The organism is Erythrobacter sp. CCH5-A1, assembly GCF_001557115.1.
Taxonomy (GTDB): Bacteria; Pseudomonadota; Alphaproteobacteria; order Sphingomonadales; family Sphingomonadaceae; genus Erythrobacter.
On sequence record NZ_LSKQ01000312.1, the window covers coordinates 1 to 20,377 of the forward strand.

A 20,377-nucleotide genomic window follows, 5' to 3' on the forward strand; every position below is an offset into this window, starting at 1 on the left:
CGCCACCAGCGCCCCCCGCCAGCCCACCGCCACCGCCAGCGCCGGGATCACGAAAGGCATCGCGATCGTCCCCGCGCCTGCGAGCATGGTCGCAAAGCCGAAGGCGAAGCTGCGCTGGTCGGGCGGGAACAGGGTTGCGACGGTCTTGATGGTGAGCGGCGTCTGGACCGCCTCGGTCACGCCCAGGCCGACGCGCGCGGCGACCACCTGCCAGGTGCTCATCGCCCACCCATGTGCCATGGCGGCAAGGCTCCACGAGGCTGCGCCGACCTGCATCGCGCGGTTGACGCTCAGCCGGTCCACCAGCCAGCCGGTGGCGAGGAAAGCAAAGGCGGCCGAGAACTGCGTGACCGCGGCCAGATTGCCGAAGTCCGTGTCGCTCCAGCCGAAATCCTTCATCATGTCGGGCTTGAGGATCGCGATGATCGGCCGGTCCATCGCGTTGAACACCCCCGCGATGCACAGCACCGTGAACAGGCTCCAGCGCAGGCGCGCAGCAATGGGAGAGTGGTCGGCAGCGGCCATCACGGTTTCCTACTAGGGGCAGTCACGGGCAGGCAAGCGCGAGACGAAAGGGGCCGCCGGATCGGTCCGACGGCCCCTGTTGTTGTTCACGCTGCCCCGCGGATCAGAACGTCCGGACGCGCAGGGACACGCCGAAATAGCGGTCCGCATCGCGCGGGATCTGCAGGCGGCGGCCGTTCTCGATGTTGAGCAGCACGTAGCTCTCGTCCGCGATGTTGCGGGCGTGGAAGGTCACGCGGTACTTGTCGTCCGGGTCCGAGAAGCCGAGCGAGGCGTTCCAGATGCCGTAGGGGTCGATCCGGGTCGCAGCCTGTTGGCCAAGGTCCGAATATTGCGTGCTGGTGTGGCGGTAATCGGTGTTGAGGTACAGCGTCACCCCGCCCAGATCACGGGTGTAATCCCCGCCGATGGTGTAGACGAACCGCGGGGCGAGCGGCAACACGGTGCCGTTGCGCGCGTCCGCCGCGCCGGTGGTGGGGTTGGGGTTGAATTCCTTCACCCGCGCGTCGGCATAGGCCGCGCTGGCGCGCAGGTTGAGTCCGTCGATCGGGTTGGCGACGAGATCGGCTTCGAAGCCTTCGCTCTTCACCGTGCCCGCGTTGGTCAGGTTCGAGATCGTGAAGCCGTTCACCACGATGAAGTTGTTCGCCTGGAACCCGTCATACTCGACCGTGAAGGCCGCCACATTGAGCTGCACGCGCTTGTCGAGGAACTGCGACTTCACCCCGATTTCGAAGCTGTCCGACAGCTCCTCGTCGATGGGCACCGCGTTGTTCGGGGCGGTGTGGTTGAAGAACACGTTGAAGGCCGGACCCTTGTAGCCGCGGGTGTAGGACCCGTAGAGCATGATGTCCTCGGTCGGCTTGAACTGGATCGCCGCGCGGCCCGAAAGGTTGCCGGTGTCGGTCGATCCGCGGCTGGTGTTGGTGCCGTTGCCGCCGTTGGCGATCAGGCCGCCGGCCGGGTTGAGGTTGGTGCCGGGTCCGGCGACAGGCGCGCCGTTGGTGGCGTTCTGCGCGGGCGCACGGGTGTGGGTGAACTCAAGCTTGTCCCAGGTGTAGCGCAGGCCGCCGGTCAGCGAGAGCTGCTCGGTGATCTCGTAGGTCGCCTGGCCGAACAGCGCATAGTTGTTCGAACGCACATCGCTGCGCGAGGTGGCGAAGGGGAACAGCGTGTTGACGGTGTCGGCAAGATTGCACGGGATCGCCCCGCCCGGCAGCGCCGCGAGGGTCGAACTGGCGCAAGTCACGCCGCGGCGGGTGAAGTCCTGCGTGTTGTCGGATTGCCAGATGAACCCGCCGACCTGGTAGTAGAAGGGCTTGGACTGGTCCGAAGCGAGGCGGATCTCGGCCGAGACCTGCTCGGTATTGACCGTGCCGTTGTCATGCAGCTGGCCCGCGCCGACGATCGCGCGCGGCAGAAAGTCGCCTTCGCGGATTTCGGTGTTCTCCCAGTTGCGGTAACCCAGCACCACGCTCAGCGTGTGGGTGTCGGTGATGTCGAAATCGCCGGTTGCGGTCAGGCTCCACTGCTGGTCCTGAGTGGCGGTGACGAGGTCGTTGTTGATGAAGCGCTGGTTCTCGCCCAGCGCCACGCCGCCGGGCAGCGCGAGCAGCGCGTCCTGTACCGCGCCGCGGCTGGCGCCGGTGACATCGACGCAGCAATCGTCGTCAGCCTCGTAGTAATCGGCGATCAGGCGGACCTTGTTGGGGCCGTCGTCGTAATCGACGATGCCGCGCAGGCCGTAACGCTCGTAGCCGTTGACCGTGTTGTTCCGGCCGCCGAAGATATTGGTGATGTTGCCATCGAAGGTGCCGTAGAAGCCGGTCAGGCGGGCGCTGAGGTTCTCGGCGATCGGGCCGCTGATCGCGGCGCGCAGGCGGTATTCCTCGCCCTCGAACCAGTCAGCGTTGAATTCGGCCTCGAGCGTGTCGGTGCCGCCCTTGGAGACGATGTTGACAAGGCCCGCGCTGGCGTTGCGGCCGAACAGCGTGCCCTGCGGGCCGCGCAGCACTTCGAGGCGCTGGATATCGATGAGGTCGGCGAAGGCCTGGCCCGAACGGCTCAGCACCACGCCATCGACAACGGTGGACACAGACGGCTCGGCCGCGACCGAGAAGGTGATCGTGCCCACGCCGCGCATCACGATCGCGCTGTTGGCGCTGGTGGTGCCCTTGCGGAAGGTCACCGAGGGGACGACGGTCGAGATGTTCTCGAGGCTGATGACCCCCGCCTGCTGGAGCCGATCCCCGGAAACCGCGGCAATCGCGATCGGCACGTCCTGGACGTTTTCCTCGACCTTCTGGGCGGTAACGATGATTTCCTCGACCTGCGCCAGCGCCGGAGCGGCGGTGGCGAAGGCGAGCGAGCTGGCGGACAGGGCCAGCGCCTTCATGGCGATGCGGGTGGTGGCCGACATTGTGTTTCTCCCCTCTGGACGTGATCGATTCTTTCGGGCGGACAAATCAGATGTCCGCCCGTGCGGTCGATCTTTGGCCTGTCGGGTTGCGCTTTCCGCTGCATTCTGTCAAGCGGTGTCAGAGCGGGCCAAGGGACAGGTCGGGACAAGGATACAGGTCAGGCATGGTGCGGCTGGAGCCAGAAGCGGGGGGTGTTGCGTTGCGGCTGGCAGGCCGGACGATCCTCCGCCATGCTCCCGATTGTCCAGCGATTTCCGTGGCTTCGGGCGCGCCGCAAGTCACGATGGTGCGTGGCAATTTCCGCCTTTCGGACGATGCTGTGGCAGCGAAGCCACTGTGCCGGGCAGAAGTGGATGCGGGCGGCGCGGTGGTGCTCTCGAGCGTGGATGACAGCGCCAGACTCGGCCTCACGCTTGCGCCGGATGCATCGCGGCTGACACTCAAATCGCTTTCGGGCCATGATCGCATCACGCTCGACCTCGCGTTGGCTCCCGACGATGTGCTGTGGGGCGGGGGAGAGCAGATGAGCTACCTCGCACTCAATGGCCGCCATTTCCCGCTGTGGACCAGCGAGCCGGGCGTGGGCCGCGAACCCGGCACGCCGCTCACCGATCAGGCGAGCGCCGACGGCAGCTTTGCGGGCGGCGACTACTGGACCACCAACTATCCCGAGCCCACGGTGCTGTGCTCGGGCGGCTGGGCGCTGAGCCTCGCGAACAGCGAATATGCCGAATTCGACGCGCGCGAGGACGGCCGATTGCGCATCCATGTGTGGTCGGGCGAAGTCGTCATCGACATGTTCGAAGGCGCGCCTGCCGAACTCGCGCGCCAGCTGGGCGCGCGCTTCGGGCCCGGCCTTTCCCCCAACCGGACGCTACCGACATTCGCGGTCGCGGGCGCGATCGTCGGCCTCAAGCAGGGCGAGGCCTCGTTCGAGCGATTGGAAAGGCTGATCGACGCGGGCGCCGCCGTCTCCGGCCTGTGGTGCGAGGACTGGGTCGGCATCCGCGAGACCAGCTTCGGTCGGCGGCTGTTCTGGGACTGGCAGTGGAACGCAGAACGCTACCCCGATCTTCCCGCGCGGATTGCCGCCCTGAAGGCCCGCGGCATCCGCTTCCTCGGCTATGTGAACCCCTATCTCGCGGTCGACGGCCCGCTGTTCCCCGAGGCCGCCGCCAAGGGCTATTTCGCCCGCGAGCTGGACAGCGATGCCCCCTACCTCGTCGACTTCGGCGAGTTCCATGCGGGCGTGGTCGACTTCACCAACCCCGCCGCCGCCGACTGGTTCGCCGAGGAGGTGATCGGCAAGCGGATGCTCGATTTCGGCCTTAGTGGCTGGATGGCCGACTTCGGCGAGTATCTGCCCACCGACCTCAGGCTCCACGATGGCGACCCGATGCAGGAGCACAACCGCTGGCCGGTGCGCTGGGCCGAAGTGAACGCGCGCGCTGTCGCCTCGCGCGGCAAGACTGGCAAGGTGATGTGGTTCATGCGCGCGGGCTACACGGGCGTGCAGGCGCACTGCCCGCTGCTGTGGGCGGGCGACCAGTCGGTCGATTTCAGCCGCCACGACGGCATCGGCACGGTCATCACCGCCGCGCTCTCATCGGGCCTTGTCGGCAATGCCTTCAGTCATTCCGATGTCGGCGGCTACACCAGCCTCTTCGGCAATGTCCGGACCGAGGAGCTGATGCTGCGCTGGTACGAGCTGGGCGCCTTCTCGCCCGTGATGCGCACCCACGAGGGCAACCGGCCGGACGAGAACTTGCAGATCGACTCCACCCCCGCGCTGATCGAGGGCTTCGTGCGCTGGAGCCGTGTCCATGCGGCGCTTACGCCGTACACAACCTTTGTCGTCATCGAAGCCGGCAAGACCGGCCTTCCGGCGCAGCGGGCGCTGTTCCTCCATTATCCCGACGACCGCGAGACCTTCACGATCCAGGACCAGTACCTCTATGGTGCGGACCTCATGGTAGCACCGGTGATCGAAGCGGGAGCGGCCGAGCGCCGCGTCTATCTGCCGCAGGGAGAATGGCGGCACCTGTGGAGCGGACGGGACTACGGCCCCGGCTGGCACGAAGTGCCCGCACCCATCGGCCAGCCGCCGGTCTTCTACCGCCCAGACAGCACCTTCGCAGCCCTGTTCAGGGAGATCGCCCGATGAGCCGAGCCAATATCCGGGACGTCGCCGCCCGCGCGGGCGTGGCGGTCAAGACCGTCAGCCGGGTGATGAACGGCCATCCTTACGTGAGCGCCGAACTGCGCGCGCGGGTCGAGCAGGCGATGGCCGAGCTCGATTACCGGCCTTCCGTGGCGGCCCGCATCCTCTCGGGCGCGAAGTCGGGGCAGGTCGCGCTGATCTACGACAATCACAGCCCCTACTACATGTTCCAGATCCAGAAGGGCTGCTGGGACGTGTGCCACGAGAGCGGCATCCGCCTGCTCGTCCAGCCGGTCGACGTCGCCGATCCGCGCGTCGGCGAGCAGGTGCGCGGGCTCGTCAGCGAGACCCACGTGGATGGCATCATCCTCTCCTCCCCCGTCACCGACTGCGACCCCGTTCTGCGCGCGCTGGAGACGATGGACGTGCCCTTCGTGCGCATCTCGCCGGGGACCAACCACGCGCTCACCTCCTCGGTGTTCATGGACGACGCGCAGGCGGCCGACGACATGACCACCCACCTGATCAACGCCGGCCACCGCCGCATCGGCTTCATCAAGGGCCACACCAACCACATGGCCTCCGACGACCGCCTGTTCGGCTACCGCCGCGCGCTCGACCGGGTCGGCATCCCGTTCGAGCCCAGCCTCGTGGTCGACGGGGAGTTCGATTTCGACTCCGGCGTGCGCGGCGCGAAGGCCCTGCTCGACCAGCCCGCCCGGCCGACCGCGATCTTCGCCTCGAACGACGACATGGCGGCGGGCGTGCTAGCGGTGGCGCATGATCGCGGGATCAAGGTCCCCGACGAGCTCTCGGTCGCGGGCTTCGACGACACCACGCTGGCGCGCACCGTGTGGCCGCCGCTCACCACTATCCGCCAGCCGATGGCGGACCTCGCCCGCACGGCAACGCAAATCCTGATCGCGGGCGGGGACATCACCCACAAGCGCCTGCCCCACGAACTCGTCGAGCGCGCCTCGGCCGCGCCCCCAAAGAGGAACTGACCATGAGTGAACTGCCCCTGCCGCCCGCAACCCGCCGCCTCGGCGCGAGCGATATCGAGGTGTCGCCCATCGCCTGGGGGATGTGGCGCCTCGCCGAGAACGGCCGCACCGCCGCCGACGCGGCCAGGCTGGTCCACGCGGCGCTCGATGCCGGGATCACCTTCCTCGACACCGCCGATATCTATGGCTTCGACGGCACCGGCGGCTTCGGCGATGCCGAGGCGCTGCTGGGCGAGGTGCTCGCCGCCGAGCCGGCATTGCGCGACCGCATGGTGCTGGCGACCAAGGGCGGGATCCTCCCGCCGCTGCCCTATGACCAGAGCCCGGCCTACCTCGCCAAGGCCATCGACAATTCGCTGCGCCGCCTGAAGGTGGACTCGGTCGACCTGTGGCAGATCCATCGTCCCGATATCCTCGCGCACCCGCAGGAGGTCGCCCGCGTGCTCGACGATGCGGTGGCGAGCGGCAAGATCAGGACGCTCGGCGTCTCCAACTTCACGCAGGCGCAGATCGCCGCGCTCCAGCACTTCCTCGAGGGCAAGCTGGTCGCGACCCAGCCGGAGATCAGCCCGCTCAGGATCACCTGCTTCGAGAACGGCGAGCTCGATCAGGCGATGATGCTGGGCCTCACGCCACTGGCCTGGTCACCGCTCGGCGGTGGGCGGCTCGCCGCGCCCGAGAGCCCGCGCGACAAGGCGGTGGTGGCCGCGCTCGATGCGGTGGCCGAGGCGCAAGGCGTCTCGCGCACCGTTGCGGCCTATAGCTGGCTGATGGCGCATCCGGCCGGGATCATCCCGATCATCGGCTCGCAGAACCCTGCGCGGATCGCCGAGGGGGCCGAGGCGCTGAAGGTCCGCTGGACCCGGACGGATTGGTACGCGGTGCTGGTCGCCGCGCGTGGAGAGAGGCTTCCCTAAATGACTGAACAGCAATGCGAAATCGCGTGGTTCTCCGCGCTGTGCGACGATGACTACGAGTTCCTCGGCGTCCCCGATCCCTATTTGCAATCGAGCTGGGAGCATTGCCGCAACCTCGTGCTGCGCGCGGAAGAGGGCGGGTTCGACAACATCCTGCTGCCCTCGGGCTACCAGCTCGGGGTCGACACCACGATCTTCGCCGCCGCCGTCGCCACGCAGGTCAAGCGCATCAAGCTCCTCTGGGCGACCCGCATGGGCGAGGACTGGCCGCCGCAACTCGCGCGCAGGATCGCGACATTGGACCGCATCCTCGGCCCCAACGCGGCCGGCACCGGCGGGCGGCTCAACGTCAACATCATCTCCTCGGACATGCCGGGCGAGAAGATCGAGAGCGGCCCGCGCTACCGCCGCGGGACCGAGATCATGAAGATCGTCCGCACGCTTCTGAACGGCGAGCACCTCGACTTCGACGGCGAGTTCTACAAATTGAAGCTCGATCCGCCGCGCATCGCGACGCTCTCGGGCAAGTGCCCGCCGTTCTACTTCGGCGGCCTCAGCCACGAAGCGCGCGAATGTGCGGCCGAGGCGGCGGACGTCTACCTGATGTGGCCCGACACGATGGACAAGGTCCGCGAGAACATCGCCGACCTCAAGGCGCGCGCCGCCAACTACGGGCGTACCTTGAAGTTCGGCTACCGCGTCCACGTGATCGTGCGCGAGACCGAGGACGAGGCGCGCGCCTATGCGGACCGCCTGCTGTCCAAGCTCGACGACGAGGCGGGCCGGGCGATCCGCGAGAAGAGCCTCGATGCCAAGAACTACGGCGTCCAGCGTCAGCAGGAACTGCGCGGGGCGGCGGATGGCGACGGCTTTGTCGAGGAGAACCTGTGGACCGGCATCGGCCGTGCCCGCTCGGGCTGCGGGGCGGCGATCGTCGGCACGCCCGATCAGGTGCTCGCCAAGCTGCGCGCCTATCAGGCCGAGGGGATCGAGGCCTTCATCCTCTCGGGCTACCCGCACATGCAGGAAGCCGATCTTTTCGCGCGCCATGTGCTGCCGCATATCCAGCATGGCCCGCTGGAGATGTGAGGGACGGGAGGCGAAGTTTACAAAGTTGACACTGTAACCTTCGCATTCCTACAGGAATTACCCTGTGATTTCATGTGTATGCCGCGCAAAACCGAAGTTGACAGTTGGCATTGCGTTTTCATCCGCGCAGGGGCGGTGGCGATCTGGGGGCGGACGATGCGAAAGAGCTGTCCGAGTCCATAGCGCGCCCACCGGCTGTAGGAAAATCCGCGCGCAGACCACCCCGATTCGCGCCTCTGGCAGCCCTTCGCCAAGCCCCTTGCCGCTACGGCGGCGCGCCCTTGCGCAATTGCCTCTTTTCCGCGTCCGCGCGCCGTGACAAAGCGTATCTCAACGCGGCAAAACGCAAGTCGGAGAGAGACCCCATGAACCTCGAATTCACCCCCGAAGAGCAGGCCTTCCGTGACGAAGTGCGCGCCTTCATCGCCGAGAACTATCCCAAGCACCTCGCCGATTTCGGCATGCGCGAGGACATGGCCCGCGAGGACTTCGTCGCGTGGCACAAGATCCTCGGGGCAAAAGGCTGGTCGGTTCCGGCATGGCCCGTGGAATACGGCGGCACCGGCTGGACCCCGACCCAGCGCTACATCTGGTCGGAAGAGAACGCCCGTGTGAATGCGCTGATGCCGCTGCCCTTCGGCGTCTCGATGGTCGGCCCCGTCATCTACACCTTCGGTTCGGAAGAGCAGAAGGCCCGCCACCTCCCCGGCATCCGCAGCGGCGAGGTGTGGTGGTGCCAGGGCTATTCCGAGCCGGGCGCGGGCTCCGACCTTGCCAGCCTCAAGACCACCGCGGTGCGGGATGGCGATCACTACGTCATCAACGGCCAGAAGACCTGGACGACCCTCGCCCAGCACGCCGACTGGGGCTTCTTCCTGTGCCGCACCGATCCGACTGCCAAGCAGCAGGAAGGGATCAGCTTCATCCTCGTCGACATGAAGACGCCGGGTGTGGAAGTGAAGCCGATCAAGCTTCTGGACGGCGGTTACGAGGTCAACGAGACCTGGCTGACCGACGTGCGCGTGCCGGTTGAGAACCTCGTCGGCGTCGAGAACAAGGGCTGGACATACGCCAAGTTCCTGCTCGCCCACGAACGCTCGGGGATCGCGGGTGTCGCGCGCTCCAAGCGCGGCGTGGAAAAGCTGCGCGAGATCGCCACGCATGAAACCCTCGACGGCCAGCCGCTGATCAAGGATTTCGACTTCGCCAAGAAGGTCAGCCAGCTCGAGATCGACCTCGCCGCGCTGGAAATCACCGAACTGCGCACCCTTGCGGGCGAGCAGGCGGGCAAGGGGCCGGGGCCGGAAAGCTCGATCCTCAAGATCAAGGGCACCGAGATCCAGCAGCGCCTGACCGAACTGACGCTGGAAGCGGTCGGCACCTACAGCGCGCCCTACATGGGCGGGGTGTCGAACGACAACGGCTCGAACGAGCACCCGGTCGGCCCCGACTATGCCCAGCACGCGGCGGCGACCTACTTCAACATGCGCAAGACCAGCATCTATGGCGGATCGAACGAGATCCAGCGCAACATCATCACCAAGATGATCCTCGGCCTGTAAGATCCGAGCGACGGGAGAGAATTCGTGGATTTCAACTTCACCGAAGAACAGGGCATGGTGCGCGACGGCCTCTCGCGGCTGGTGCGTGAGCAATACGGCTTCGAGGAGCGCCGCAAGGCGATTGCCTCGCAGGCCGGTTGGCGGCCCGAGGTGTGGGCGCAGCTCGCCGAGCTGGGCATCCTCGGGATGCCCTTCTCCGAAGCCGACGGCGGCTTCGGCGGCGGCGCGGTCGATGCGATGGTCATCATGGAGGAATTCGGCAAGGGTCTGGTGATCGAACCCTTCCTCCCCACCGTGGTCTGCGCAGGGGGCTTCCTCAAGCACGGCGGCACCACGGCGCAGAAGGAAGAGCATATCGGCGCGATCGTTTCGGGCAGCGCGGTCTTCGCCTTCGCCTATGCCGAGCCGAAGGGCCGCTATGACTATGCCGACCTCGAGACCACCGCGAAGAAGGACGGCGCGGGCTATGTGCTCAACGGCCACAAGGCGGTCGTCATCGGCGCGCCCTGGGCGAGCCACCTCGTCGTCACCGCCCGCACCGGCGGCGAGCGGCGGGATCGCAGCGGCGTCTCGGTCTTCGTGCTGGCCAAGGACACGCCCGGCGTCACCACCCGCGACTACGTGACCGTGGATGGCCGCCGCGCCTCGGAAGTCTATTTCGAGAACGCTGCGGTCGGCGCCGAGGCGCTGATCGGGGCCGAGGGCGAGGGGCTGGCGCTGATCGAGCTGGTCACCGACGAAGCCATCGCCGCGCTCTGCGCCGAGGCCTGCGGGGCGATGAAGGTCGCCCACGCGATGACCGTTGAGTACAGCCGCCAGCGCAAGCAGTTCGGCGTGCCGATCGGCTCCTTCCAGGTGCTCCAGCACCGCATGGTCGACATGTACACCGCCTACGAGCAGGCCGTCTCGCTGACCTATCTGGCGACGCTCCGGCTCGGGTCGGATGAGAAGACCCGCAAGCTGGCGGTCTCGGCCGCGAAGGTCGGCGTCGGCCAGTCGGCGCGGCTGATCGGGCAGGAAGCGGTGCAGATCCACGGCGGCAACGGCGTGACCGACGAATATGCCATCGGCCACTATTTCAAGCGGTTGACGATCTTCGACAGCGAGTTCGGCAATGTCGACCACCACCTGAAGCGTCACGTCGCTCTGAGCTGAGAAAGCTGAAGATGAAGAAACAGGCCCTGCGCTCGCCGCAAGCGAGCGCAGGGCCTTTTCGTGTCGGTGCCCCGTCTTTCGCGAAAGACGCGGGGAGATTTTTCCGGCCTGTGTAACCCTTGCCACATTGCCCGCGAACAGCCGCTGACACCGGGACGCGGGCCAAGCATAGGGGACGCGGCATGATCAGTGACCACAAGCCGGCGAGGCGCGCATGAGGGCCGACGAGGCGGCCCTCGCGCGGCTGATGCGCCTGTCGCAGCAGGGCGACAAGCAGGCCTATGCGACGCTGCTCGAAAGCTGCCAGCGCTGGCTGCGCAGCTATTACAGCCGCCGCGTCGCGCCTTCGAGCCTCGACGATCTGGTGCAGGAGACGTTGATCGCGCTCCACACCAAGCGCGCCTCGTGGGATGCGACCCGGCCCTTCCTCCCCTGGCTCGCGGCGATCGCGCGCTACCGCTGGGTCGATCACCTGCGCCGCCTCTACCGCGCCGACGAGCACGAGCTGCACGAGGAGCTGGTCGGCTCCGACGAGGAGCCCGGCATCGCCGCGCGCATCAGCCTCGACCGGCTGCTCGGCCTGCTGCCCCCGGCGCAGGAACGCGCCATTGCGCTGGTCAAGATCGAGGGCCTGAGCATCGCCGAGGCCTCCGCTGCTACGGGGCAGAGCGAGAGCCTCGTCAAGGTCAACATCCACCGCGGCCTCAAGAAGCTGGCCGCCCTGATCGAGAAAGAATGACAATGCGCGCAGATTCCGACGCCCTGATCGCCGAGCTGGTCGACGGGCTTGAACCGGTGAAGCCGCTGCGCTTCGGCGAGGGTGTGGCGCTCGCGCTGGTCGCGGCGGCGGTGACGGTGGTGGCGGTGGTCGCCGTCTATGGCCTGCGCGCCGAGTGGCTGGCGGGGCACCTCGATCCGATGCAGCTGGTCTCGACCGGCCTGTTCCTCGGCCTTGCCCTTGCGGCGACGGTGACGGTGGTGGTGATGAGCCGCCCGCAGGTCGGCAATGATCACGGCGGGTGGCGCTGGGCGGCGGCGATGGCTGGGTTCCTGCCGCTGGCCGGAGTGATCGTGGCGCTCGCGCGCGGGGCCGAGACGCTCTCGCCCGAAGTCATGCGTCACGGGGCCGAGTGCCTTGCGGGCGGCAGCGCGTCCTCGCTGCTGGTCTTCGCGCTGCTGGTGCTGTGGCTGCGCCGCGGCGCGCCGACCTCGCCCGAGCGCGCGGGGCTGGTGACGGGGATCGCCGCGGGGGCCTTCGGGATCTTCGCTGCCTCGCTTCACTGTGCCGACAACGACATCGTCCACATCGGGTTGTGGCACAGCGCGGCGGTGGTGGCGATGGGGCTGGTCGGCCGCGCTCTGGTGCCGCGCCTGATCCGCTGGTGAGCGGGCCTAGGCCGTCTCGCGCAGCGTGAGTTCGGGGGGGAGCACGAGGCTCTCGGTCGTCTCCCCGCCGAGCCGCCGCAGCAAGAGGTCGACGAGGCCCCGCGCACCCGCTGCGATGTCCTGCCGCACGGTGGTGAGCGGAGGGATGGTCTGGCGTGCGATCGGCAGGTCGTCGAAGCCGACCAGCTTGACGTCATCGGGCACGCCGAGCCCCTGCGCCCGCAACACGGTGAGGCACAGCGCGGCGAGCGTGTCGGTCGCGGCGAAGATGCCGTCGATGGCGCGGCCGTGCTGCACGAGGTGCTGAGCGATCTCCTCGCTCGCGCGGTCGGGCGACAGGTGCGTGACGAGCGGCAGCACCGGCGGCAACCCCATTCGCGCCGCGACATCCTGCGCGCCGGCAAAGCGCGCGGCGAATTCCATCGGGCCGGTGTCGCCCACGAAAGCCAGCCTTCGCGCGCCGCCCGCGATCAGCCGTTCGGCGGCAAGGCGGCCGCCGAGGCGGTTGTCGGTGCCCACCACGCAGTGCCGCTGGCCTTCGGTGTGGTTGCCCCACACCACCATCGGCCGGTACCCGTCGGCGACCTCCTCGATCCGCTCGAACTGGTCGGACTGGCCGATCACGATCACCCCGTCGATCATCCCCGAGCCGATGAAGCGGTCGAGCCAGTCGGGATCGCTCTCCGGCACGACGCGGCGCAGCATCAGGTCATAGCCGTGGGTGGTGAGCTCGTCGGCGAGGAAGCCCAGCAGGGTCATGAAAAAGCTGTCGGAGATCTGCTGGCGGATGTCGTGGCCGAGCGGGATGACGACGCCGATCACCCCGGTCTTCTGGCGCCTGAGGCCGCTCGCCATCTGGTTGGGGCGGAAGCCGTGCTCGCGCGCCAGCGCCTCGATCTTCTCGCGGGTCCGGGTGTTGACGAGGCTCTTGCCGGCAAGCGCGCGGGAGACGGTGCCGGGCGAGACCCCGGCGAGCCGCGCCAGATCGGTGATGGTGCGCACGGTGGTGCGCGCCGCCTTGTCTTCGCTTCCGGCCATAAGCCCCCTCAGCCGGCGGCGAGCCCCTGTTCGCGGGGTCTGCGGTGTCCGGCATCGACCAGCAGCGTAGCGAGGGCGCCCGCCAGCATCAAGGCCCCGCCCAGCATCAGCACATGACGCGGATCGCCGCCGAGCAGGGGGTGGTAGATCAGCGGCATGGTCAGCGTCTGGATCAGCATGGGGATGACGATGAACAGGTTGAAGATCCCCATGTAGATGCCGTTCCGCTCGGGCGGGATGCAGTCGGCGAGCATGACGTAGGTGTTGCCCATCATCCCCGCCCAGCCGATGCCGATGCCGAGCATCAGCACGAACAGCGCCGCAGGCGTGGTGACGCCCGGGATCAGCAGCATCGCCGTGCCCGATGCGGCAAGGCAGGCGGCATGGGTCGGCCGCGCGCCGAAGCGCCGGACGATCGGGATCAGCGCAAGCGCGCCCAAAAAGGCGATGAAGTTGTAAAACGCGCCCGCCTGCTGGGTGGTGAGCGTCGCGGCACGGAAAGCGGCGCTGGTGGGGTCGCTGGTGTCGTAAAGCGAGCGGCCGACCACAAACGTGATGTACTGCCAATAGGCAAACATCGCGTACCACTGGCACAGCATCGCGCCTGCCAGCTGGCGCATCGGGCGCGGCATTTCGCGAATCGCGTCGCGGATTTCGGCCAATGTCGCGCGCGCGGTGAGGGGCTTGTCCGCCAGCTCGGCTTTCTCAGCGGCGTCCAGCGGCAATTCGCGCACCCGCAGGACCGACCACAGGATCGTCGAGATCGACAGGATCGCCCCGATCACGAAGGCGATGCGCACGATCACCGGAATGCCGTTGGCATCGAGCACGTCCTTCGCCACGAAATATGTCAGCAGCGAAGGCGCGAGATAGGACAGGGTCTGGGCAAGGCCGGTGAAGGCGCTCTGGGTGAGGAAGCCGACCGAACGCTGTTCGGGCGCGAGCCGGTCGGCGACATAGGCGCGGTAGGGCTCCATCGTGATGTTGTTGCCCGCATCGAGGATCCACAGCAGCGAGGCCGCCATCCACAGCGCGCTCGAGAAGGGCATGGCGAACAGCGCGAGCGAGCAGATCACCGCGCCTATCAGGAAATAGGGCGTGCGACGGCCGAGGCGGGTGTTGGTCCGGTCGCTCATCGCGCCCACGATCGGCTGGACGAGAAGTCCGGTCATCGGGCCGGCCAGCCAGAGCAGCGGCATCGCGGCCTCGTCCGCGCCGAGGAAGCCGTAGATCGGGCCCATATTTGCCTGCTGCAACCCGAAGGAGAATTGCAGGCCGAAGAAGCCGATGTTCATCTCGATGATTCTGAGCAGCGAAAGCCGCGGCTTTTCCGACATGTTGCGCCTCATCCCATTTTCTCGTCCGCGCCTTATAACCGACGCTGTGGCCGAGAGGTGACACGAATCCGAGTCATTTGCAAACGTTTGCAAGATTCCTGTTGCAAACGTTTGCAAGATGTTTAGGCCTCGCACTGCCAGCGCCCGAAGATGCGCGAGCCCGAGAGGAGACCCATGATGAAATTGCGTTACGCGCTTTGCGCCGGTGCCGCCGTGTCGGCCCTCATGACCACCCCCGCCTTTGCCCAGGACAACGTCGACGAGACGGTCGAGGGCGAGGAAATCATCGTCACCGCCGTCGCGCGCGGGCAGAACCGGATCGAAAGCTCGGTTTCGGTCAGCGCCATCGGCGCGGACGAGATCACCAAGCTCAACGCGCCGTCCTCGGCCGACCTCATCCGCCAGATCCCGGGCATCCGCTCGGAAGCCTCGGGCGGCGAGGGCAACGCCAATATCGCGGTGCGCGGTATCCCGGTCTCAACCGGCGGTGCGCGCTACATCCAGCTGCAGGAAGACGGCCTGCCGGTGCTCGAATTCGGCGACATCATTTTCGGCAACGCCGACAACTTCCTGCGCGCCGACCGCTCGGTCGCCCGCGTCGAAGCGGTGCGCGGCGGCTCGGCCTCGACCTTCGCCTCCAACGCGCCGGGTGCGGTTATCAACTTCATCTCCAAGACCGGCAAGCAGGAAGGCGGCGCGATCCAGGGCTCGGTCGGCCTCGACTTCGAGACCTACCGCCTCGATTTCGATTACGGCGCGCCGCTTGGCGAAGACCTCTACTTCCACGTCGGCGGCTTCTACCGCACCGGCGAGGGCCCGCGCGACATCGGCTACAACGGCTATGACGGCGGCCAGATCAAGGCCAATATCACCAAGGAATTCGAAGGCGGCTATATCCGCTTCTCGGCCAAGTATCTCGACGACAAGACCCCGACCATCCTGCCCCAGCCGGTGCGGGTGACGGGTTCGAACGGCTCGCCGAACTACGAGGCGATTGCCGGCTTCGATCCGCGCACCGATTCGCTCTACAGCCCCTTCCTCGGCCAGGCGGTGACCCTCGACGGGAGCAACAACCCGACCAGCTTCGATTTCCGTGACGGGCTTTCGGTCCAGTCCAAGGCCTTCGGCATCGAGGCCGAGATCGACGTGGGCGGCGGCTGGACGCTGACCAACCGCTTCCGCTTCGCCGACAATTCGGGCGGCTTCCTCTCGCCCTTCCCGGCAGGGGCCGGCACGGCCCAGTCGGTCGCCAACTCGATCGGCGGCGCGGGCTCGACCATCCTCTTCGCGAGCGGGCCGAATGCGGGGCAGGTCGCCAACCCGACGACCATCGGCGGCAACGGGCTGCTCACCAACGTGGTGGTGTTCAACACCCGCCTCAACAGCCTCGACAACGTCACCAACGACTTCCGCGTGAACAAGGAATTCGACCTTGGCGGCGGGACGCTGAACTTCACCAGCGGCTTCTACCTGTCGCGCCAGACCATCGATACCGACTGGCTGTGGACCAGCCACGTCCAGACCGTGCAGGGCGACGGCCAAGCGGTGCTCGTCAACATCCGCAATGCGGGCGGCCAGGTCGTGACGCAGAACGGCGCGGTCGGTTTCGGCGCGACCTTCTTCGGCAATTGCTGCCGCCGGTCCTATGATGTCGACTACTCGACCTACGCGCCCTTCGCCTCGCTCTCGTTCGAGACCGGTCGCCTGACGCTCGATGCCTCGATCCGCTACGATTTCGGCGATGCGAGCGGGACGATCACCGGTTCGGACACGGGCTTCGGCACCGGCGTCGGCAGCTTCGACTTCGACCGCAACGGCACGATCAGCCCGGCCGAAGCGCAGACCAGCGTGCTGCCGCTCGGCAATGCGCGTCCGGTGAACTACGACTTCGACTATGTCAGCTACTCGCTGGGGGCGAACTACCTCGTCAGCGACGATCTCGGCGTCTTCGCGCGCTACAGCCGCGGCGGGCGTCACACCGCCGACCGCTCGCTGTTCTCGCCGGCTGTCAGCACCACCGATGGCAGCCTGCCGGGGGGTGATGCGGGCGTGATCGCGACGGTCAACCAGCTCGAAGTGGGCGCGAAGTACCAGTCGGGTGGGATCGGCTTCTACGCCACCGGCTTCTTCGCCAAGACCGAGGAAACCAACGTCGAACTCGCCCCGCTCGAGCTGTTCGACAGCACCTACGAGGCCTTCGGGATCGAGATCGAGGGCTCCTACCGCACAGGGCCGTTCTCGCTGAGCGCGGGCGCGACCTGGACCGACTCGGAGATCAAGGACGCGCTCGACGCCTCGACCATCGGCAACACCCCGCGGCGCCAGGCCGATCTCGTCTACCAAGCCACCGCGCAGTACGAGAGCGACATGTTCACCGTCGGCGCCAACGTGGTCGGCACCACCGACAGCTACACGCAGGACAGCAACCTGCTGAAGCTGCCCGCCTACACCCAGGTCAATGCCTTCGTCGCCTTCCGTCCGATCGACCGGATCGAGGTCGGCCTCAACGCGCAGAACCTGTTCAACGCCGAGGGCTTTACCGAGGCAGAGGAAGGTTCGATCCCGGCCAACGGCCTGGTGCGCGCGCGCTCGATCGCCGGGCGCACGGTGCTTGCTTCGGTCCGGTTCGACTTCTGATAACCGGGCCTGTGGCACAGGGGCTGGCCGCCACTTCTCCCCGGCGGCCGGCCCTTCTTTTTGGTGATGTAACGTGACGGGACGATGCCGCGGATGACCAGCCAGTGGACTGCCGAACAGGTGCACCGGATCGCGCCTCCGCTCGAGGCCGGCGCGCTGATCCCCGCAGTGCGCGCGGCGGCGCGCGGGGCGCTCGATCCGGCGCGGCTCTACTGGGACATGTGGCCGTTGCAGGACGCCGCCGGGCACCGCGTAGTGCTGGCCGGGCGCGCGCTGTGGATGGCGCTCACCGCGCCTGACCGGGGCGATCCCGCGCTCCGGCACTTCGAGGCGAAGATCCACTGGCTCGAGCAGGTGGGCGAGGGCGACTGGATCGACCACGGCCCGGTGCTCCCTGCCGTCAGCGTCCCCTACGAGCGCGAGTGGGCGGGCGCGGCGCTCTGTCATGACGGCACCGTCACCCTGTTCTTCACCGCCGCCGGCACTGCTGCCCGCGCCGGGGGGTACCAGCAGGAGCTGTGGGCGGCGCATGCTGCGGTGGGCGCGGACGGCTGGCCGACCGGGTGGTCGACCCCCGCGCCGCTCGTCACCGGCTACGGGCCGCACTACATGCCCGCCGACGCCCACGAGGGCGCACCCGGCACGATCAAGGCTTTCCGCGATCCGGCCTTCTTCCGCGATCCCGCGGACGGCACCGAATACCTTGCCTTCACCGCCAGCCTCGCAGGCTCGGCGAGCGCCTTCAACGGCGCCTTCGGCCTTGCCCGTAAGCGCGCCGACGGCACGTGGGAGCTGCTCCCCCCCGCGATCCATGCCGAGGGCGTCAACAACGAGCTCGAGCGCGCGCATCTGGTGTTTCACGCCGGTTGCTACTACGCCTTCTGGTCGACCCAGACCGTGACCTTCGCCGATGGTCTGGGCCATGCACCGGGGGGGCTTTACGGGATGGTGGCTGACAGCATGGCGGGGCCGTGGCGGCCCTTGAACGGGACGGGGCTGGTGCTCGCCAACCCCGGGGATGCCCCCCAGCAGACATACAGCTGGTATGTCGATGCGGATCTCACCGTGTGCAGCTTTGTCGACGTGCTTCCTGATGGCAGCTTTGGCGGCGTGCCTGCCGCACTGCTGCGGCTGACGCTCGACGGCGAGAGCGCCGGTCTCGCGCTGGAGCCTGCCGTCTGATGTTGGCTGCGATCGAGGCGGGGGGCACCAAGTTCGTCCTCGCGGTCGGCCCGTCGCCCGATGCCATCACCGCCCGCCACACCATCCCGACCCGCGATCCGGCGACGACGCTCGCCGAGGCGGCGGCGTGGTTCGGAAGCCACGGCCCGCTCGCCGCGCTCGGGATCGGGAGCTTCGGACCCGTCGAGCTCGACCGTGCCTCGCCCAAGTGGGGCTTCATCACCACCACGCCCAAGCCCGGCTGGGCGGACACCGATGTCGCCCGCCACCTTTCCGCTGCGCTCGGGGACGTTCCGGTGGGCTTCGACACTGACGTCAACGCCGCCGCGCTCGCCGAGCACCGCGCGCGGGGCGGCGATGTTGGCGGGAGCCTCGCCTATCTCACCATCGGCACCGGGATCGGCGGCGGGCTGGTGGTGGATGGCCGCCCGGTCCACGGCATCGCCCACCCCGAAGTCGGCCATATCTACCCGCGCCGCCATCCCGAGGACCGCGACTTCCCTGGCACCTGCCCGCACCATGGCGACTGCCTCGAGGGTCTCGCCGCGGGCCCCGCGGTGATGGCGCGCTGGGGCGCCTCGCTCTCCGAGCTTCCCGCCGATCATCCGGCCCAAGCGATCATCGCCGACTACATCGCGCAGGCCTGCCACGTGCTCTTCGCGAGCGTCGCGGTGGAGGAAGTGGTGATCGGCGGCGGGGTGGCGCAGACCCCCGGCCTCGTCGACAGGATCGCCGCGCGCGCCCGCGAATTCGATGCGGGCTACCTCCCCGGCGGCGCGCGCCACCGCATCATCGCCCCGCGCCTCGGCACCGACAGCGGCATCACCGGCGCGATGCTTCTCGCTGCGCGCGCTGCCGCCGAGGCTTGAACCGCCCGCTTTCCCTCGCGATAAGGGCGTGAGGGAGAGACACAGATGTTCCGACTGCTTGCCGCGCTCGCCGCGCTGATCGGGTTTGCCATGCCGCTGGCTGCCGAGGATAAGGGCCGCCTCATCGAGTACCGCGACGTCGCCGCCGCGGGCCTGCCCGACCAGCGCCTCTCGATCTGGCTGCCGCCCGGCTACGATGCCTCGGACAAGCGCTTTCCGGTGCTCTACATGCATGACGGGCACAACCTGTTCGACGTCAAGAACAGCAACTTCAACAAGATCTGGGCCGCTGACACAGCGATGCTGGCCGCCGTCCAGACCGGCAAGGTCGAACCGCACATCATCATCGGCATCTGGGCGCCGGGGCCGGACCGCTACCGCCAGTACCTCCCCCGCAGCGCCTATGACGCCGCGCCGCCTGCGGTGCGCGCGCACATGGACACGACCGCCGGGGGCGCGGTGGTTTCCGACCGCTATCTCGCGTGGATCGCCGGACCCCTGAAGGCATGGGTCGACGCATCCTTCCGCACCCGCACCGGGCGTGACGACACCGCGATCGTCGGTTCTTCGATGGGCGGGCTGATGAGCTGCTACGCTTTCCTCGAGGCGCCCAAGGTGTTCGGGCGGGCGGGCTGCGTCTCCTCGCACTGGCCCGCGGTAGATCCGCGCGCCGTGGCGGGGGAGGACAGCGGCGTCGCGCAGATGTGGGACGCGTGGTTCGCTGCGCGGCTCGGCCCGCCCGATGGGCGGCGGGTGTGGATGGACCACGGCACCGCGACGCTCGACCAGTTCTACGCGCCCTACCAGCAGGTCGTCGACGCGCGCTTCACCGTCGCGGGCTGGCAGCGCGGGCGCGACTGGGAGAGCCGCGTCTACGAGGGCGCCGAGCACGAGGAGAACGCCTGGGCCGCACGCCTGCCCGAGGTGTTCGGGTGGCTGCTGGCGAAGCGGCCCTGAGTCGCCGCGTCGGCCCGCGCTGTTGGAGACACATGAGACACTGTCCAGGGCCGGAAAAGCCTGCCCCCTCCAGCCCCCGTTCAGCAGGGCTGGAGAGAGCGTGAAGGACACCATCAGGCGAGCCTGTCAGCTTCCCGG

16 protein-coding genes are annotated in these 20,377 nt (G+C 67.8%); 12 read left to right on the plus strand and 4 right to left on the minus strand.

The window, feature by feature from the left end; translation table 11 throughout:
• Nucleotides 1-525, minus strand: a 525-nt coding sequence (locus AX708_RS18900) for an MFS transporter (RefSeq protein ID WP_156454604.1), incomplete at its 3' end; no start/stop codon positions are given.
• A 103-nt stretch (nt 526-628) separates the two neighbouring features.
• Nucleotides 629-2,944, minus strand: a complete 2,316-nt coding sequence (locus AX708_RS18905; RefSeq protein WP_066528641.1) for a TonB-dependent receptor — start codon at nt 2,942-2,944, stop codon at nt 629-631.
• Between the two features lie 164 nt (nt 2,945-3,108).
• On the opposite strand from AX708_RS18905, the gene AX708_RS18910 reads away from it, so the two are divergent.
• From AX708_RS18910 to AX708_RS18945, 8 genes are all read left to right on the plus strand, one after another.
• Nucleotides 3,109-5,109, plus strand: a complete 2,001-nt coding sequence (locus AX708_RS18910; protein WP_066528643.1) for an alpha-glucosidase — start codon at nt 3,109-3,111, stop codon at nt 5,107-5,109.
• Entirely contained in the window at nt 5,106-6,110 is a 1,005-nt protein-coding gene (locus AX708_RS18915) for a LacI family DNA-binding transcriptional regulator (RefSeq protein WP_066528646.1), read from the plus strand. Before AX708_RS18910 ends, AX708_RS18915 begins: the two co-directional genes overlap by 4 nt.
• A 2-nt stretch (nt 6,111-6,112) precedes the next feature.
• Nucleotides 6,113-7,027, plus strand: a complete 915-nt coding sequence (locus AX708_RS18920) for an aldo/keto reductase family oxidoreductase (RefSeq protein WP_066528650.1) — start codon at nt 6,113-6,115, stop codon at nt 7,025-7,027.
• On the plus strand, nt 7,028-8,116 hold the full coding sequence (locus AX708_RS18925) for an LLM class flavin-dependent oxidoreductase (RefSeq protein WP_066528652.1): 1,089 nt from the start codon (nt 7,028-7,030) through the stop codon (nt 8,114-8,116).
• A gap of 365 nt (nt 8,117-8,481) precedes the next feature.
• On the plus strand, nt 8,482-9,678 hold the full coding sequence (locus tag AX708_RS18930) for an acyl-CoA dehydrogenase family protein (protein ID WP_066528654.1): 1,197 nt from the start codon (nt 8,482-8,484) through the stop codon (nt 9,676-9,678).
• A gap of 24 nt (nt 9,679-9,702) precedes the next feature.
• Nucleotides 9,703-10,833: an acyl-CoA dehydrogenase family protein gene (locus AX708_RS18935; RefSeq protein WP_066528655.1), complete on the plus strand. Its 1,131-nt coding sequence runs from the start codon at nt 9,703-9,705 to the stop codon at nt 10,831-10,833.
• Between the two features lie 214 nt (nt 10,834-11,047).
• Nucleotides 11,048-11,572 (plus strand): sigma-70 family RNA polymerase sigma factor, encoded by a 525-nt coding sequence (locus tag AX708_RS18940; protein WP_066528658.1) that lies wholly within the window; start codon nt 11,048-11,050, stop codon nt 11,570-11,572.
• Nucleotides 11,573-11,574: 2 nt separating this feature from the next.
• Nucleotides 11,575-12,219: an NrsF family protein gene (locus AX708_RS18945; protein WP_066528661.1), complete on the plus strand. Its 645-nt coding sequence runs from the start codon at nt 11,575-11,577 to the stop codon at nt 12,217-12,219.
• A 6-nt stretch (nt 12,220-12,225) separates the two neighbouring features.
• Here the strand turns inward: AX708_RS18945 and AX708_RS18950 are convergent, their stop codons facing one another.
• Together AX708_RS18950 and AX708_RS18955 are read right to left on the minus strand one after the other, a co-directional pair.
• Nucleotides 12,226-13,257 (minus strand): LacI family DNA-binding transcriptional regulator, encoded by a 1,032-nt coding sequence (locus tag AX708_RS18950; RefSeq protein WP_066528664.1) that lies wholly within the window; start codon nt 13,255-13,257, stop codon nt 12,226-12,228.
• An 8-nt stretch (nt 13,258-13,265) separates the two neighbouring features.
• Nucleotides 13,266-14,594, minus strand: coding sequence for an MFS transporter (locus AX708_RS18955; protein WP_066528691.1), 1,329 nt, complete (start codon nt 14,592-14,594; stop codon nt 13,266-13,268).
• Between the two features lie 225 nt (nt 14,595-14,819).
• On the opposite strand from AX708_RS18955, the gene AX708_RS18960 reads away from it, so the two are divergent.
• The 4 genes from AX708_RS18960 (at nt 14,820) to AX708_RS18975 (ending at nt 20,239) form a co-directional block, all read left to right on the plus strand.
• Nucleotides 14,820-17,231 (plus strand): TonB-dependent receptor domain-containing protein, encoded by a 2,412-nt coding sequence (locus AX708_RS18960; protein ID WP_233999681.1) that lies wholly within the window; start codon nt 14,820-14,822, stop codon nt 17,229-17,231.
• A 93-nt stretch (nt 17,232-17,324) separates the two neighbouring features.
• Nucleotides 17,325-18,413 (plus strand): glycoside hydrolase family 68 protein, encoded by a 1,089-nt coding sequence (locus tag AX708_RS18965; protein ID WP_082745531.1) that lies wholly within the window; start codon nt 17,325-17,327, stop codon nt 18,411-18,413.
• Entirely contained in the window at nt 18,413-19,282 is an 870-nt protein-coding gene (locus AX708_RS18970) for an ROK family protein (RefSeq protein ID WP_066528667.1), read from the plus strand. Before AX708_RS18965 ends, AX708_RS18970 begins: the two co-directional genes overlap by 1 nt.
• Nucleotides 19,283-19,327: 45 nt before the next feature.
• Nucleotides 19,328-20,239, plus strand: a complete 912-nt coding sequence (locus AX708_RS18975) for an alpha/beta hydrolase (protein WP_066528673.1) — start codon at nt 19,328-19,330, stop codon at nt 20,237-20,239.
• Nucleotides 20,240-20,377: the final 138 nt, after the last annotated feature.